This is a genomic window from Bacillus sp. PK6-16 (assembly GCF_056530295.1).
In genome coordinates this window covers 5,092,633-5,109,049 of record NZ_CP096511.1, presented here as the reverse complement: position 1 = coordinate 5,109,049, position 16,417 = coordinate 5,092,633, and the positions used below count along the sequence as shown (strand labels likewise).

At 34.4% G+C, this 16,417-nt stretch carries 19 protein-coding genes and 1 riboswitch; of the genes, 9 read left to right on the top strand and 10 right to left on the bottom strand.

The window, feature by feature from the left end; translation table 11 throughout:
• Positions 1-27 precede the first annotated feature (27 nt).
• The 6 genes from M1D66_RS26175 to modA all read right to left on the bottom strand — a co-directional run bounded on the left by M1D66_RS26175 (position 28) and on the right by modA (position 6,582).
• Complete coding sequence (locus M1D66_RS26175; RefSeq protein WP_000726482.1) at positions 28-1,668, bottom strand: peptide ABC transporter substrate-binding protein; 1,641 nt, start codon at positions 1,666-1,668, stop codon at positions 28-30.
• Between the two features lie 132 nt (positions 1,669-1,800).
• Positions 1,801-1,905, bottom strand: a riboswitch (SAM riboswitch).
• Positions 1,906-2,019: 114 nt separating this feature from the next.
• Positions 2,020-2,853, bottom strand: a complete 834-nt coding sequence (locus tag M1D66_RS26170) for an aldo/keto reductase (protein WP_000604203.1) — start codon at positions 2,851-2,853, stop codon at positions 2,020-2,022.
• 1 nt (position 2,854) lies between these two features.
• Positions 2,855-3,658: a pyrroline-5-carboxylate reductase gene (proC, locus tag M1D66_RS26165; RefSeq protein ID WP_000956254.1), complete on the bottom strand. Its 804-nt coding sequence runs from the start codon at positions 3,656-3,658 to the stop codon at positions 2,855-2,857.
• A 285-nt stretch (positions 3,659-3,943) separates the two neighbouring features.
• A complete protein-coding gene (locus M1D66_RS26160) occupies positions 3,944-4,795 on the bottom strand; it encodes a GRP family sugar transporter (protein WP_000353544.1) in 852 nt (283 codons plus the stop codon).
• Between the two features lie 300 nt (positions 4,796-5,095).
• Positions 5,096-5,770, bottom strand: a complete 675-nt coding sequence (gene modB / locus M1D66_RS26155) for a molybdate ABC transporter permease subunit (RefSeq protein WP_144597366.1) — start codon at positions 5,768-5,770, stop codon at positions 5,096-5,098.
• Between the two features lie 5 nt (positions 5,771-5,775).
• On the bottom strand, positions 5,776-6,582 hold the full coding sequence (gene modA, locus M1D66_RS26150; RefSeq protein WP_001031840.1) for a molybdate ABC transporter substrate-binding protein: 807 nt from the start codon (positions 6,580-6,582) through the stop codon (positions 5,776-5,778).
• Between the two features lie 160 nt (positions 6,583-6,742).
• On the opposite strand from modA, the gene M1D66_RS26145 reads away from it, so the two are divergent.
• A complete protein-coding gene (locus M1D66_RS26145) occupies positions 6,743-7,663 on the top strand; it encodes a substrate-binding domain-containing protein (RefSeq protein WP_012593135.1) in 921 nt (306 codons plus the stop codon).
• A 217-nt stretch (positions 7,664-7,880) separates the two neighbouring features.
• Here M1D66_RS26145 and M1D66_RS26140 read toward each other — a convergent pair whose 3' ends face one another.
• On the bottom strand, positions 7,881-7,982 hold the full coding sequence (locus M1D66_RS26140) for a DUF3948 family protein (protein WP_001060017.1): 102 nt from the start codon (positions 7,980-7,982) through the stop codon (positions 7,881-7,883).
• 254 nt (positions 7,983-8,236) lie between these two features.
• Positions 8,237-9,103: a LysR family transcriptional regulator gene (locus tag M1D66_RS26135; RefSeq protein WP_000423031.1), complete on the bottom strand. Its 867-nt coding sequence runs from the start codon at positions 9,101-9,103 to the stop codon at positions 8,237-8,239.
• 127 nt (positions 9,104-9,230) lie between these two features.
• Here M1D66_RS26135 and M1D66_RS26130 point away from each other — a divergent pair, with 127 nt between their 5' ends.
• Together M1D66_RS26130 and M1D66_RS26125 are read left to right on the top strand one after the other, a co-directional pair.
• Positions 9,231-10,199 carry a DMT family transporter gene (locus M1D66_RS26130; RefSeq protein ID WP_041183966.1) on the top strand — a complete coding sequence of 323 codons (969 nt, stop codon included), beginning with the start codon at positions 9,231-9,233 and terminating at the stop codon, positions 10,197-10,199.
• Positions 10,200-10,220: 21 nt separating this feature from the next.
• A complete protein-coding gene (locus M1D66_RS26125) occupies positions 10,221-10,361 on the top strand; it encodes a YrzO family protein (RefSeq protein WP_000894065.1) in 141 nt (46 codons plus the stop codon).
• Positions 10,362-10,421: 60 nt separating this feature from the next.
• Here M1D66_RS26125 and M1D66_RS26120 read toward each other — a convergent pair whose 3' ends face one another.
• Positions 10,422-10,517 (bottom strand): DUF3948 family protein, encoded by a 96-nt coding sequence (locus M1D66_RS26120; RefSeq protein ID WP_001060007.1) that lies wholly within the window; start codon positions 10,515-10,517, stop codon positions 10,422-10,424.
• A 337-nt stretch (positions 10,518-10,854) separates the two neighbouring features.
• On the opposite strand from M1D66_RS26120, the gene M1D66_RS26115 reads away from it, so the two are divergent.
• Complete coding sequence (locus tag M1D66_RS26115; RefSeq protein WP_000277783.1) at positions 10,855-11,460, top strand: lysophospholipid acyltransferase family protein; 606 nt, start codon at positions 10,855-10,857, stop codon at positions 11,458-11,460.
• A gap of 72 nt (positions 11,461-11,532) precedes the next feature.
• Here the strand turns inward: M1D66_RS26115 and M1D66_RS26110 are convergent, their stop codons facing one another.
• The gene (locus M1D66_RS26110; protein ID WP_001059999.1) at positions 11,533-11,628 is read right to left on the bottom strand and encodes a DUF3948 family protein; all 96 of its coding nucleotides are present in this window, start codon (positions 11,626-11,628) and stop codon (positions 11,533-11,535) included.
• A 305-nt stretch (positions 11,629-11,933) separates the two neighbouring features.
• Here M1D66_RS26110 and M1D66_RS26105 point away from each other — a divergent pair, with 305 nt between their 5' ends.
• From M1D66_RS26105 to M1D66_RS26085, 5 genes are all read left to right on the top strand, one after another.
• A complete protein-coding gene (locus tag M1D66_RS26105; protein WP_001273918.1) occupies positions 11,934-12,911 on the top strand; it encodes a LacI family DNA-binding transcriptional regulator in 978 nt (325 codons plus the stop codon).
• 148 nt (positions 12,912-13,059) lie between these two features.
• Positions 13,060-13,389 (top strand): PH domain-containing protein, encoded by a 330-nt coding sequence (locus M1D66_RS26100; protein ID WP_001004230.1) that lies wholly within the window; start codon positions 13,060-13,062, stop codon positions 13,387-13,389.
• 118 nt (positions 13,390-13,507) lie between these two features.
• Entirely contained in the window at positions 13,508-14,344 is an 837-nt protein-coding gene (locus tag M1D66_RS26095) for a YitT family protein (RefSeq protein ID WP_000248038.1), read from the top strand.
• A gap of 138 nt (positions 14,345-14,482) precedes the next feature.
• Entirely contained in the window at positions 14,483-14,839 is a 357-nt protein-coding gene (locus tag M1D66_RS26090) for a YxeA family protein (protein ID WP_000728422.1), read from the top strand.
• Positions 14,840-15,576: 737 nt separating this feature from the next.
• Positions 15,577-16,341, top strand: a complete 765-nt coding sequence (locus M1D66_RS26085) for a TatD family hydrolase (protein WP_242554905.1) — start codon at positions 15,577-15,579, stop codon at positions 16,339-16,341.
• Positions 16,342-16,417 lie beyond the last annotated feature (76 nt).

Genomic DNA, 16,417 nt, shown 5'->3' with positions numbered 1-16,417 from the left:
AACCCCCCCACTTATTAAAGTTTCACTTTATTTTTCAATTTTTGCCCACTTGAAGTTTAATTGACCTGCAAAGTCTACTTGCACAATTCCTTTCACATAAGAACGTTCTAAATAAGATTCGCCTTTTTGGTAAAGAGGAGCGATAACAGAGTCTTTAAATAATATTTTCTCGGATGCTAGTAATGCTTCCCAGCGAGCTTTTTCATCACCAGCTAAAGTTGTTTTCACTTTTGCTATTGTTTCATCGAATTCCTTATTAGAGTAATGATCTAAGTTATAAGGGTTATTCGTTGTAAATAGCTCAAGGAATGTAATTGGATCCGCAAAGTCAGGGCTCCAGCCATCAATTCCGATTTCGTAGTCACCTTTTAATAAAAGCGAAACTTGTTGCTTACGCGGCTGAGGTTTTATATTTACTGTTAATCCATCTAGATTCTTTTCTAGTTGTCCTTTTAAGAATTCACCAGTTTTCTTATCAAGGTCAGCATCACTCGTTAATAATTCTAATGTTATCTTTTCAGAACCAAGCTCTTGTTTAGCTTTTTTCCATAACTCTTGTGCAGATTTTGTATCAACTTTTGTTAAATCGCCGTTTGCAGTACGGAAGTCTTTTCCTTCAGGTCCTTTTGCAAAGTTTTTTGGAACGAGACCAAATGTTGGTGTAGAGCCATCATTTAATAACGTATTTACAAAGGATTTTCTATCAATTGTTTGATCAATTGCTTGGCGTGCAGAAACGTTTTGAAGTACTTTGTTTTGTTGATTCATACGTAAAAATTGTACGCCTACGTTTGGACGTTCTTTAAAGTTAGCATCCTTTTTATATTTATCGACGAAGTCAGATGTTAGTTTTATACGATCTAATTGTTTTGACTCGAATAAATTTACTTCTGTTGATTTTTCTTTTACGACATTAAAATTGATTTCTTCTAGTTTGACAGTATCTTTATCCCAATAGGTAGGGTTCTTCTTAAATTTAAAGCTTTGTTCGTGCTTCCAATCGCTTAGTGTAAAAGCTCCATTGTACAAGATTGTATTATCTTCTAAAGCGTACTTATCACCTTGTACTTTAAAGAATTCCTCATTAATTGGTAGAAATGTTGGGAACGCTGTTAAGCTAATAAAATAAGGAACAGGACGCTCTAATTCTACCTCAAACGTATGGTCATCAACTGCTTTTACACCAAGTTGGTCGGCTGGAAGTTCTTTGTTGTTAATTTTTGTTGCGTTTTTAATATCAAAGAATAAAAATGCATATTCAGAGGCTGTTGCTGGATCTACGGCACGTTGCCAAGCGAACACAAAATCTTTAGCTGTAACAGGAGTGCCGTTTGACCATTTTGAATCTCGCAAATGGAATGTGTATTTCGTTTTATCGCCACTTACTTCATGAGATTTTGCAACACCAGGAACAGGTTTGTTACCTTCACCAAGATTATACAAACCTTCAAATACGTTTCTCATTACTTGACCAGAATCAGTATCTGTAGCACGAGCCGTATCCATTGTTCGTATTTCAGTAGGTGAAGATAAGTTTAAAACCTGTTTACTAGGTGCCTCGTCTTTTGCATTTGCTCCGCTTGCTTCGTTTTTATAACTACCGCAACCAGTTAATAAAATACTTACTCCTACAACTGATGCAATACCGGGTACAAACTTCTTTTTCATTTGATTTTCCTCCTAAATAATTAAGTTTGGATGATGATGAGGGAAATGAAAAATAAAAAATCCCTCTTTTCATATTGAGAAAGAGGGATTTTTACGTACAAGTTATGCACCCGTATATAAACGAAGTCCCTCATTCTATCTTTCAAGCATAAAGCTTGCAGGAAGTGGCACAGTATTCAAAATGAACCTGTTGCCGAGGTTTCAAAGGGCCAGTCCCTCCACCTCTCTTGATACAATGAGTAAACGAATAAATTTTATTAATTTTTGTGTTTCTTTGATAATTCAAAATCTTACACCTTGAATAATGAAGTGTCAACTAAATGAAATATAGTTTAAATTTTCAGTTTTCTACTAGAAGTTAAAGTTATCTGGATCTGGACCAACGCGACGATCTTCATTTAAAGCTTGAATTGCTTTCATATCATCAGCACTTAATTCAAAGTCGAAGATGTTTGCATTTTCAATAATGCGATGTTCTTTAATTGATTTGGGAATTGTTACAACTTCGTTTTGTAAATCCCAACGTAAAATAATTTGCGCAGTTGATTTATTATATTTTGTCGCAATTTCTTGTAACGTTGGATTATCTAGTAGTTGTCCTTGCATTAATGGTGACCAAGCTTCAAGCTGGATATTATGTTCTTTACAGAATGCATGTAACTCTTCTTGTGCTAAACGTGGGTGATATTCCACTTGGTTGACCATTGGCTTAATTTCAGCAATTTCAAATACGTCTTGTAAGTGGTGAATGTGGAAATTACTCACACCGATAGCGCGAACACGGCCATCTTTATAAAGTGTTTCTAATGCTTTCCATGATTCAGTATATTTCCCTTTTACAGGCCAATGTACTAAATATAAATCTAAATATTCTAGACCTAATTTCTCTAATGTAGTTTCAAATGCTTGAAGTGTTGTTTCATATCCTTGATCGCTATTCCATACTTTTGAGGTAATAAATAATTCTTCACGTGAAACACCGGATTCACGAATCGCTTGCCCAACGCCTTCTTCATTTTGATAGATTGCTGCAGTATCGATGCTGCGGTAGCCATTTTTAATTGCTGCTTTTACAGAATCAATTACTTCTGAACCATCTTCTACTTTAAAAACACCTAAACCAAACCAAGGCATTTTTACACCGTTATGTAATGTTGTATAGTCTTTTAAACTTGTTAAAATCATATTATTTCCCCCTAGCTTTTTTGTTTGTTGCTTCTACTGCTTTTTGAATTGCCTCTGAAAAATTATATTCGTATAAAGTTTTGAGACCCTCAGCTGTGGAACCACCTGGCGTTGTTACTTGTTCGCGAAGGTTAGCTGGATTTTGCGTTTGTTCAAGCATAGAAGCAGAGCCAGAAATCATTTGAATGACAAGATGTTTTGCGGTTTCTTCATCAACTCCATAACTTTTTGTTGCTTCAATTAAGCTTTCAGCAAAGTAATAAAGGAAGGCTGGTGCACTTCCAGTAACTGCAGTAAGCTGATGAACTTCTTCCTCAGTACAAAGTTGCGAAGTACCAATACCTTTTAAAAGTAGTTGCAGGGTTTCTTGATGTATCTCGTTTACTGATTGTCCCATTGTATATAAGGAGATAGACTTGCCAATTTCAGCAGCTGTATTAGGCATAATCCAAGCAACAGGCGTGCCTTTTGGGAGTCTAGCTTCTAAATAAGATGGTCCAATGCCAGCTGCTACCGTTACGACTAGTTGATTTGATATTAACGGAGATAGCTCAGCTAATAACTCTTCATGAGCAGAAGGTGGCATTGCTAAAACAACCGTATCAACAGATGTAACATGCTGTTTCCAATCTGTTGTAGTAGACACATTATATCGACGTTGTAACTGTTTTAGCTTTTCTATGTTGCTTCGGTTAGAGACGATAATTTCTTCGATGTACTCTTTGCTTGTTTTAAGTAATCCGGAAAATATAGCTTCTGCCATACGACCGGCACCAATAAATAAAATTCGATGTTTAGTTAGCATATCCTTTATTCCTTTCTAGTAGAGATATGTTATAAAAACGATATCATCTTTAAGAGAATTTTGTAAAAAGAAAAGACTTACCGTAGATGGAATGGATAATGAGAAGGAGGAAATTCATGCTAATATTAGCTATTATTAATCTCTTTATATGTGTAGCTGGTTTGCTAGAGTGGAAGAGCAATTATAAGGGGAAAGAACATACAAATAATTATATCTAGAAAATAATTAGAATTAAAAAACCCCTGAAGTACATATGCTTCAGGGGTTTACTAATAGAATATAAGATTATGCTTTTGTCATACCAAGTAATACAGCGCCGCCAATAATTAAAACACTACCGAGTGCAATAAAGATCAATTGACGTTTTGTTTTCTTTTCACCTAAGAATACAATCGCACCGAATGTTGAGATAACGATTCCAGTTTGAGATAATGGGAAGCTTGTTGCTACTCCAACACGTGGTAATGAAAGAAGTAAGAATAAGTTTCCAGTTCCCCATAGTAAACCAGACAAAGCATTACGGATTGCATATTTGTTAAATGGTTTATGTTTAGACGTCAGTACAACCGCACCAACAAACATACCAACTGCTTGTGGTAAAATAGCAGACCAACCATCGATATTATACCAACGAATAATAATTACATATACAAGATAGCCGAAAGTAGAAACAATTAAAGTAAGAAGTCCTTTTTTCAATTGTCCAGGTGGCTGAGCATTTTCTTTATCATCTAATGATGTGAATACAACACCAACTACGATTAATAGGATTGCAATCGTTCCCAGAATGATCGTTGTAGTAGTAGTCCACTCACGGAAAGCGATAACCCCAAAGATAGAAGTTGCAACAAGTTGCATACCAGTAGAAATCGTTACAGTAGTTGAAACACCTAGTTTTTCAACTGTTTTTAATTGGTTTACTTGTCCTAAAGCCCAGAATAAACCTGAAATAAAACCAACAATTAAGATTGTCATTGTTAAAGCTGGTTGAGTAAATACATACATAATTGTTGCGAAGAATAGAGCACCGATTGTCATACCTACCGTTTGGCTATATGCACCACCGCCCATTTTTACGCTTACTAATAAGATGTTTCCCCATGCAATTGCAGGAAGAAGCGCTAATAAAATGTCCATTACAAGACTCCCTTCGGTTTGCTATACCAATATAGTTACATATCGTTCTAACGATCGGTAATGCCCCACTAATAGAGTAGAAGATTACCGATTGCTAAAACAGGATGAAGAATTCACGATATAAATGCGTTTTCATTTCTTCATTTTTTGAAACACCTCCATATAATAACAGGAAATTGCCTATTTTAGAAAGTGAATTCAAATAAAATGTATATTTTAATAAAAGGTAAAATTCAGTTATTTCCCGGTGGTATATTTTATTTCCTAAGAAATAAAGAAGCAGCTTCGAAAAAAGCTGCTTTAAGGGTTAGTAATTCTTTTATTAATAAGTTGAATACATAGTAGAAATACGAGTGACATACCGATAGTAATAACTACAAGTGTCCATGCGAGTTGCATATTACTTGCATCAATAGCCATGTAAATTGCAGTTGGGATTGTCTGTGTTTTACCAGGAATGTTCCCGGCAAACATAAGTGTAGCACCAAACTCACCGAGCGCGCGGACAAAGCTCAAAATCATCCCACTTAGTAAGGCAGGAAATGCGAGCGGAAGTGTAACGTGCAGAAAAACTTGATATTCACTTGCGCCAAGGTCACGAGCACTTTCTTCAATTTGTACATTTGCGATAGAAAATCCCGTTTTCGCTGATTGGTACATAAGCGGAAATGCAACAACTGTAGAAGCAATGATCGCAGCAGTAGATGTGAACATAATAGACTGCTGAAATAATGATTCAACCCACTTTCCGATCGGGCTGTTGTTTCCAAAGATGATAATGAGAAAGAAGCCGATAACAGTTGGTGGAAGTACCATTGGTAATAAAAACATGGTTTCTAATAGTACTTTATATCGCCATGAGGAGCGAGCTAGTGCTCGCCCGACAATTGTCCCTAAAATTGTAACGAGAATAGTGGCGCATGCAGCTACTCTTAAAGATAGAAAGACAGGCGATAAAATAGCATCAATGCTCATAGTAATTACGACAGGACTGTAAATCCATATTTCTTAAAGATAGATTGTGCATCTTTTGACTGCAAATACTCATAAAATGAAGTCGCCTCTTTCTTATGTTTAGATTCCTTTATAACACCTAAAGGATAGTGGATTGGCTCATGAGAAGTAGCTGCTGCTGTCTCACCAATCTTTACTTTATCCGAAATGAGAGCATCTGTTTTGTATACGATACCAGCATCGACATTCCCTGTTTCTACATATGTTAACACTTGGCGAACATCTTTTGTAAATACGACTTTATTTTGAACATCATTCCAAAGGTTTTCGTGTGTTAGAGAAGCCTTTGCATATTTGCCAGCAGGTACAGATTCAGGTGTACCAAGTGCAATTTTTTTGATTTTCTCATTTTTTAAATCTTGAAATTTTGTAAGAGAACTATCTTTAGGGATGACTAGAACTAGTTCATTTCCAAGAAGATTTTTCCCTTCTTTTTCATTAATGAATCCTTTTTTTACAAGGGTTTGGAATTTATCTTCTGCTGCTGAGAAGAATAAATCAGCAGGTGCACCTTGTTCAATTTGTTGTTGAAGTGCTCCAGAAGCACCGAAGTTAAAAGAAAGTTTGATATTTGGCTCTTTTTCTTTATATTGTTTTTCGATTTCTTTTAATGCATCTTGTAAGCTTGCAGCAGCTGAGATAGTCAGTTCAACTGTTTTATCCTCTTTAGCAGCTGACTTTGTATGCTTTTCCCCACTTGTACAAGCAGCGCTAAATATAAGAAGGAAAGAAAGTATAAGTGCCCCGATGGAACGTAATATAAATTTATTCATAAAAAAATCCCCTTTCATTTTGACACATCTAATTATAACTAAATATAACTAAATATAACTAGTTATAATTGAATATAATTTGAACATATGTCTATTTTTAAAAAATAGGAGAAATATTCTTTTCTTTGTTACAATGAAAGGAGAAAGTGAGGAATCGTCTATGGATCATCATTCCTACACAACGGAAGAAGTAGCAAAGCGATTAAAAGTATCAAAATTAACTGTATACGACTTAATTAAAAAAGGAGAACTTCCTTCTTATAGAGTTGGTAGACAGATGCGCATTGATGCAGCAGATTTAGATCAATATATAAAGCAAATGAAAACAGGGAAAGTACAAGTTAATCCTGTAAAAAACGATGGTAGTAGTATCTTGAACACGTGTATTATTAGTGGTCAAGAACTAACGTTAGATATGTTAGCTAAACGTATAGAAAATCGTTTGCCAAGTTCTAATGTTTTAAGAGCGTATCAAGGTAGCTTAACGAGTTTAGTGAAAATGTATCAAGGAGAAGGAAGTATCGCTAGTTTGCATTTGTTTGATGGTGAAACGGGTACATATAATATTCCTTACGTAAAACGTATTTTAGTAGGACAGCCATGTCTTATGATTAATTTATTGTCCAGAAATGTAGGGTTTTATGTTCAAAAAGGAAATCCGAAGAAAATAAAGACATGGGCTGACATATCCGGGTCCACTATAAAGTTTGTGAATCGAGAAAAGGGTTCTGGTATTAGAGTGTTAGTGGATGAACAATTACGAATCCAAAAATTAAATAAAGCTGATATTAGTGGATATGAATGGGAAGAATCGAATCATCTTGGTGTTGCCACGCAAGTTGCAAATGGAAAAGCTGATGTAGGGGTAGGTTCAGAAAAGTTTTCGCAAATTGTAAATGTGGACTTTATTCCAATCATGAAAGAACAGTATGATTTAGTAATTTTGAAGAATAAAGAAAATGAAGAGCTGATTGAAGTTGTGAAAGACATTCTGCAATCGGAAGAATTTCATAATGAATTAAATGCGATTGGCGGATATGATATTACGAAAACAGGTCAAATTGTATATGAAATAAAGTGAAACTTTAATCGGTGGGGGGTTCTTCATCCCCCACTGATTATTAGCCTTCACCAATCGGACTTTAATGGGCAGCCCGACCCCCACCTAACTTCTTTGCTTTCGCTGAATTTTGAGGTGGGGGTCTTACTGCCCATTAAAGCGGGACAAACTAAAAAGCTGCTTGTCTATAAGACGAGCAGCTTTTTCTATATATAAAGGGGTTTGGGGAAACAAAGTGTTAAATAAGACCTTGAGCAAGTGTATAAATGAAAGCCGTAAGAAGAGTAGCTCCACTTGCAAGTCCGATAAAGTCTGATTTGTTGAAAGTAATGTTGTTCATTATAATCTCTCCTTATTTGTTTAATGTAGTTGCAACAGCTTTTGCATCGACAAGTGCGGATAGCACCATGCCCATTGTATTTAAAAATTTATTTGATTTCATATTGTTCATCATGCGTATCCGCTCCTTTTCGAATTGTTGTTGCCCTGCTTATGTCTTAATTATAGGGAATATGGATACTTGCAACTATCGAATTAGCTTACGAAAGACTTACACTTTTGTAAGAAAAAAAGACATTCATGTAAGAATGTCTTTCACAGCATATTGATATGATGATGGTCTTCAATTGTTTTTAAAAAACTACGCATTGAATTCGTCATATAGCTATCTTTACGGCGTATGAAAACCGTTGAAATACTGCCGTATTTTTCAGGGATTGCATGACAATGTACCTTACCTGCTTTAGAAAGATGATGGACAGCAGACTGTGGTACGAGTGTAATTCCGAGACCGAGTGCAACACTGTTTAATATTGTCTCTAATATATTGAATTCCATAATTCTTTTTGGTAGCAAACCTTCATCTTTAAGCCAACGTTCTAGTTTGGAGCGGTATCCACATCCTTGGTTAAAAACGAGTAGAGGCGTTGTTGTAAATTCTTCTATATGAAAGGCTTTATTTTGTGTTATAAGCATTAATTTCTCTGTACTAACATCGTATTGTTCGATTAGTGGATGTTTAATAGGACCTGATATAAAGGCGCCATCTAATTGATGATCAAGTACTTCTCTAATTAATTCTTCTGTTAGACCCGCTTGTAATGATAAATCGACATTCGGATAGCTTTTATAGTAAGAAGATAAAATGGTAGGCAGTGTACTTACTGTTTCGACTGTACCGATTTTTAATATACCAGAAGGTGTTTCGCTATCTAAAAATACTTGTTTTAGTTCGTCGACATCTTGCAAAATTTTACTAACATAAACGAGCATTTTTCTTCCTTCAGCTGTTAAAGTCATTCCTCGTTTATGGCGGTAAAAGAGTGGGGTTTTTAATTCGTTTTCTAGTTGTTTAATACGTGCAGTTACATTTGATTGTACATAATTTAATTCCTTTGCTGCGCTACTTACACTACCTTGGTCGGCAACGCTTTTAAAGATTTGTAAGTCTCGTAATTCCATTTTGTAATCCCCCTTGATGTTAACTATCATTATAAATGATAGTTAACATCATTTTGAATCATTTTACGTGATATATTTTTTCTTTTACAATTCTCTTTGTGCAAATAGAAAAAAACGGGGGATTGTGGTGAGAAGAGGTCAAATGATAATAGGGGCTTTAGCGTGTTTAATTGCGAGTATGTCATGGGGAGCGATGTTTCCAGTTGCTGATCATGCGCTAGAATACATAGATCCATTTTATTTTTCGCTTATTCGCTATGGAGCAGTGGCGATAATGCTGATTGTATTGTTGTTAATGAAAGAAGGAAAACAGGCATTTCGTTTAGAGGGAAGAGGAAAGTTACTCGTCTTTTTTGGAACGATGGCATTTACAGTATATAATGTCCTCATATTTTTAGGGCAAATGTTAATGGGTAAGTCGGGTGTAATGGTAGCTTCCATTATGGAAGCACTTATGCCGATGATTTCTATTTGTATTTTATGGGGATATAAGCATATAAAACCGAAGAAGTATATGATAACGAGTATGGTTATAGCTTTTGTAGGAGCTGTATTTGTTATTACAAAAGGTGACATGAGTTTCTTTGTAACATTGAAAGATAATATGTTCCCATTAGCATTTATATTTATTGGTGTTGTAGGCTGGGTTATTTATACGATGGGTGGTCAAACTTGTAGTGATTGGTCAACATTACGTTATTCTACGTTGACGTGTGTATTCGGTACGACTGTTACAGCGATTATAACGGTAATTATTACGTCGCTTGGATATATTTCAGTTCCGAGTATGGGAACGATTTCTATTGTGAAATATGATTTGTTATTTATGATGACATTGCCAGGTATTGTAGCGCTACTTGCTTGGAACTATGGTGTAAAAATTTTATCATCCATTAATGGGATTTTATTTATTAATTTTGTACCAATTACGACTTTAGCTATTATGATGATGCAAGGGTATCAAATCACAATGTTTGATATTATAGGGACTGTACTTGTTATTGTAGCGCTTATTCGCAATAACGTTTGTCAGAGAAAAGAAGAAAATATAAATAAGAGAGTTTTACAAGAAGAACAATTACGTCAAGCTGTTTAATAGGCAAATGGAGGATTTCACATGTTAGAAAGTTTATTGTTTTTCTTCGCCGTCGGAGTTGCCTGTGAGCTTGCAGCAATTAATCGAAATGGTCGTAAAAAGATAAAACAACAAGCTGAGCTGATACAGCTTTTAAAAGAATTGAAAGAAAGAAAAAATTAAAAAGACGACCGGGCATAGACGGTCGTCTTTTTCTATATAAAGGGGAAAGGGGACACAAGGTTATACAAGCGTAGCAGCGTAAATAAAAGCAGTAAGAAGAAGAGAGCCGCTAGCTAATCCTAAAAAGTCTAATTTGTTAAAAGTGATGTTATTCATAATGAGTTCTCCTTACTTGTTTAATGTAGAAGCAACAGATTTTGCGTCGAAAAGAGCTGATAATATCATGCCCATTGTATGTAAGAAATTGTTCATTTTCATATTGTTCATCATATCAATCGACTCCTTTTCGAATAGTTGTTGCCCTATTTCTGACTTAATTGTATGAAATATAGTGAGAAGTAACTATCGAATTAGCTTACAAGAAAATTACACTTTTGTAAGAATTGAAATTTAACAATTCATACTTAATTTTATTACCAACTCCTAAAACTTAGTGTTATAATCGTTATAAGAATATGATTATACTTCGGATGTTTAGAAAGGAACGAAACCAATGTATAAACCAATTACATTTTTGTTGAAATATATATTTAAAACAGCTGGGAAAGTAGAAGTGCAAGGAAGAGAAAAGTTACCGGAAGGTGGTCCGTATGTTGTTGCGTGTACACATACAAGTTTTATGGATGTATTAATGTTAGCTACAGGGATGTACCCAACTCAAATTCATTACATGGCAAAAAAAGAATTATTTGAAGGGAAATTCAAAAATTGGTTCTTTAAAAATGTAAATGCATTCCCTGTAGATCGTGCGAATCCGGGACCAAGTACACTTAAAATTCCATCACGTTTATTAAAAGAAGGAAAGGTAGTAGGAATTTTTCCGAGTGGAACGAGATCAGCAGAAGATGTTTCATTAAAAGCGGGTGCTGTGACAATTGCGATGCGTTCTAATGTACCTTTAGTGCCGGCAGCTTATGTTGGTCCATCAAGTGTAAAAGAATTAATAAGGGGGAAAAAGGCACAATTAATTTTTGGAGATCCGATTCAAATTGAGGCTGGAGAACAAATAGATCGAAAAACCGCTATGAAAATGATGACGGATCAATTAAATGAGAAGTTTGAGGAGTTAAAAGAAGCTTTGCAATCAAATCAAAAATAAGAAAAGACGACCGGGCATAGACGGTCGTCTTTTCTATTACTATTTATAATAAAGGGGAAAGGGGACACAAAGTTATACAAGCGTAGCGGCGTAAATAAAAGCAGTAAGAAGAATCGAGCCACTAGCTAGTCCTAAAAAATCTAATTTGTTAAAAGTGATGTTATTCATAATACATTCTCCTTACTTGTTTAATGTAGAAGCAACAGCTTTTGCGTCGAAAAGAGTGGAAAATACCATGCCCATTGTATGTAAGAAATTGTTCGTTTTCATTTTGTTCATCATATTAATCCGCTCCTTTTCGAATAGTTGTTACCTTGTTTCTGACTTAATTGTATGAAATGTTGCGGAAAGTCACTATCGAATTAGCTTACAGAAAAATTACACTTTTGTAAGAGAAACGAATGAAGGTGTAATGATAAGAAGATTTGACATATGTTCATGGGATTCATTAAGTTAAAGATAGAGGTGAGTGTATGGCTAATATTAAAGATATCGCAAAGATGGCGGGAGTTTCAGTTACGACTGTTTCGAGAGTGTTGAATGATCACCCATATGTAAGTGAAGAAAAAAGAAAAGCGGTTATAGAGATAGTTGAGAAATTGAATTACTCGCAAAACGCAAATGCTGTTCATTTATCAAAAGGGAAGACGAATATTGTTGGTGTAATTCTACCTTACATTAATCACCCGAGCTTTGATGCAATGGTAGGGGGAATGATGGAGGGAGCGTTAACTCATAATTACAGGGTGCTACTTTGCCAAACGAATTATAATAAAAAAGAAGAAATGAAAAGTTTACATATGTTAAAAACAAAACAATTGGATGGTCTTATTATTTGTTCACGTGCAAATGATTGGGAAACGATAGAACCGTATGCTTCTTACGGCACAATAATTGCTTGTGAAGATAATGATATTTCAAACATCTCAAGTGTATATACGAATCATTCAGCGGCCTTTCAATTAGGAATGGATTATTTGATTGAGAAAGGTTATAAAAAAATTGGTTATTGTACGGGAAGAAAATTAGGGCCAAGTAGTCAAAAGCGTTTTGATGTCTATAAACAGCAATTACAATCTATAGACGAAGAGGTTAATGAAGAATGGATTTTTACAGAATGTTTTACACTAGAAGATGGTGTAAAAGTGGCTCATAAGTTAAAAGAGATGCAGGATCTTCCTGAAGCATTAATAGTAGCAGGCGATGAAGTTGCGATTGGGGTTATGACAGAGGTTGAAAAATTAGGGATTCAAGTTCCTGAGGATTTAGCGATTATTGGCTTTGATAATCAACCTATCTCGCAAGTGTTACAATTGACAACTATTGATCAAAATTTAAAGGAGATAGGGAAAACTGCTTTTGAAATGTTGCATAGAAAAGTGAATGAAGAGAGTTCTGAACAAGAAAAGCTGGAAATTCCATACGAACTTGTGGAACGCTCTACAGTTTAATTTTAATCCGTTATGTGTATAATCGCATAACGGATTATTTTTTTGAAATACCTTTGACAGGAAACGCGTTTCATACTTTATAAAGGAGTTAAACCGGTTTGTAACAATCCATGGATTCTTTTCAAGAATAGTATTTGGAGGGATATGCATGAATGAACTTTTATTAAGTGTGAACAAGTATATAGAGGATAACGAAAAAATGTTAGCCTTTGTAGTAGGGATCTTTGAGAAGGATAATTTCATGTTATGTTACCAACATGGAATTTTTGTTGCCACTACTAGACGTCTCCTTTTTTACGGGAAATTTCCGTACTATCCTTCAACATTTAAAGAGTACCCATATTTGCATATAGATAGCATAGATTTTCATTCGTACTTTGAGTTTACTTATAATCATGAAACGGTTAGAGCTAAGCATATTCAGAAAGGGAATGTGGAGCGATTTGTCCATGTAGTTAGAGCAAATATGAATAATTAATCAACCCTCTGTTTAAACATAATATTTCAATTTTTAAGAGGGAAAATGCGGAATAAAAACCACTTCTAAACCTCTAGGAGATAGTGATACAATGTCAAATGGGGGGAGGGTATGAACTATGGTTAATCAACGTATAAAGGAAATAACACTAATTACAATTGGTTCATTATTATTCGCAATTGGTATTAATTACTTTGCAATTCCAAACCGTTTATCGGAAGGTGGAATTATTGGTTTAACGGTTGTTACGTACTACTTATTTGATTGGTCACCAGGGATTGTGAATTTTGCTATAAATGCAATTTTACTAGCTATTGGTTATAAATTTTTTGATAAGAAAACAATGATTTATACAATTTTAGGGATTGTAGAAACATCTTTGTTTTTATACGTTACAGAACATATTGAGTATCATGTAAATAGTGATACATTATTAGCAGCTTTATTTGCTGGTTTATTTGTGGGTATTGGATTAGGCTGTATGTTCAAAGCCGGAGGTACATCGGGAGGATCAGCAATCTTAGCTCAGTTAGCAAATCAATATTTAGGTTGGAGTGTAGGTAAAGGTGTACTAATTATTGATATTGTTGTAATTGCTGGTTCTGTATTTATAATAGGGCAAGAAAAGGCAATGTATACACTTGTAGCTGTGTTCATTGGAGCGAAGGTGATTGATTTCATTGTAGAAGGAATGGATACAAAAACGGCTGTTACGATTATTTCGAATCAACCAGATTTAATTCGTGAAGCTATTACGAAAAATATGACACGCGGTGTTACTGTATTAGAAGGGCGCGGCGGATATACTGGTAAAAATAAAGAAGTTTTATATGTTGTTATTAATAAACAAGAGCTTGTTAAGTTAAAACAAGTTATTAGCCGGGTAGATGAAGATTCTTTCGTTGTTATACATGATGTACGTGATGTACTTGGCGGTGGCTTTAAAGCAAGCTAAAAGGTGAACGAGCAAATTCGTTCACCTTTTTTAATTCTTACAAAAATGTAAGTGTAATGTAATGAGATTCAATAGTAGATTTTATTCCCCCTTTTTAAAATGGATGTATATATATCCTGCAGAGGAGGAATGTTTATTATGAAGAAAAAAATGATCACTACTATAATAGCGATGATAGTGATAGTAGTAATGTTACTGCCTACGAAACTTGGACCGGTTATCGATAAATATAATCCATTTTATAAGACGAAAGAATACTATACGGTTGTGAATACAATTGGTCAGCATATTGGTGATGAGTGGTATGAATATGAATTTATTGCATTCGATGAACGTGGTAGAGAGCAGAAAATAAAGAAAACGGTTAAGCATATGTTAAAGAGAGATGAAGCATTAAAGGTTTTTGCAAAAGGACGTTACGGTGAATCGATTGAAGAGATTGAGGTTGCAAATATTCCTATAAATGCGAAGAGCAAACTTTTAACGATGAGATAGTAAAATATACCCCCATCTATTTTTTGTCGAAAATAAAAATACTGGGTAAGGGTATTTTTAAGATTAACAAAAAAGCCTTAGTCCATATAGACTAAGGCTTTTTTATTATATAAAGGGGAAGGGGGTACATTGTAGTAGCATGGGTGAAAGGTATAAGAAGAGTAGCTACTAGCAATGCAATTTGGTTATGTAATTGTTCTTCTTATTTGGCTTACTTTCTAACTTTATTGTACGAAATATAAGTAAGGGAAACTATCGAATTACATTACACATAACTTACAAACATGTAAGTCTTCTGTAATGTAATTCGATAGTTAAAAGATAGTAATTTTCATATAGTGTAACTAGAAAGTCTCAATGTATTACTTTCTGTTTGTAATGAAGAATGAAAAACCAACTAATTTTTAATAATCCTCATCTGAATAAAGATGGGGATCCTTTTTTAAACCTTACAACATTGTAAGGTTTACGTAAGTTAATTCGATAGTAAATTTGTCATATTTTTTGCATAATAGATACAGATAGAAAAATAATTAGGGATCTAGTAAGAAGGGAGAAGAATGGGATGCGTAAAGAAGAAGTAGTGAAGTTACCAATTAAAGATTTCTGTAGCTACTTTACTGTTGCCGTAGTGTGTATTGGATTATTTGATATCATAACAAACTTAATTGTTAAATAATATAGATGCTAAAACAAGAAAGGAAGTCCTTTCTTGTTTTTTTTATGGGGGCATAAAGATGAAATGGATTGATAGTCATATACATGTTGATCAATATAAGGATGAAGAGAAGAGCAGATTACTGAAAGAGGTGGAAAATAGTAATGAAATAAAGGGGCTTATTGCAGTATCTATGAATTATCAATCTTGTAAGGAAACGTTATTTTTAGCGAAGAAGTATCCCTTTATATATCCAGCGATAGGGTTTCATCCAGAGCAACAGATTCATAAAGAAGAGTGTGACCAGATTTATCAACTTATTGAACAGAACGCAGAGGAAATTGTTGCGATTGGTGAAGTAGGTTTGCCCTATTATTTGAGGAAAGAAGATGAAAGAATTGCTGTAGATCCATACATAGCTGTATTGAAAAAATTTATAGAACTAGCTAGTAAGTATAATTTGCCGATTATATTACACGCAGTTTATGAAGATGCTGACACTGTATGTGATTTGCTAGAGAAATATAAAGTTTCACGTGCACATTTCCATTGGTTTAAAGGAAGTGATGAAACAATGAAACGGATGATGAAGAATGGTTATCATATTTCGATTACACCGGATGTTTTACATAAGGAGAAGATTAGAAAAATTGTTTCGTATTATCCGCTTGAATATATGATGGTAGAAACAGATGGACCGTGGGAATTTCAAGAGGGTGTTATAACGCATCCAAGAATGATTCGAGAGGTATTAAAGGAAATTAGTTCTATAAAAAACATATCCATTGATAAGGTCGCAAAAACAATATATGGAAATACAAGTCGATTTTATTTGAAAGGATAGGAGAATTATAATTTTCATAATGTAACGGAAAAAGTAAAAGTTGAATTTATTTAATAAAATGCCACGGTTTGATATA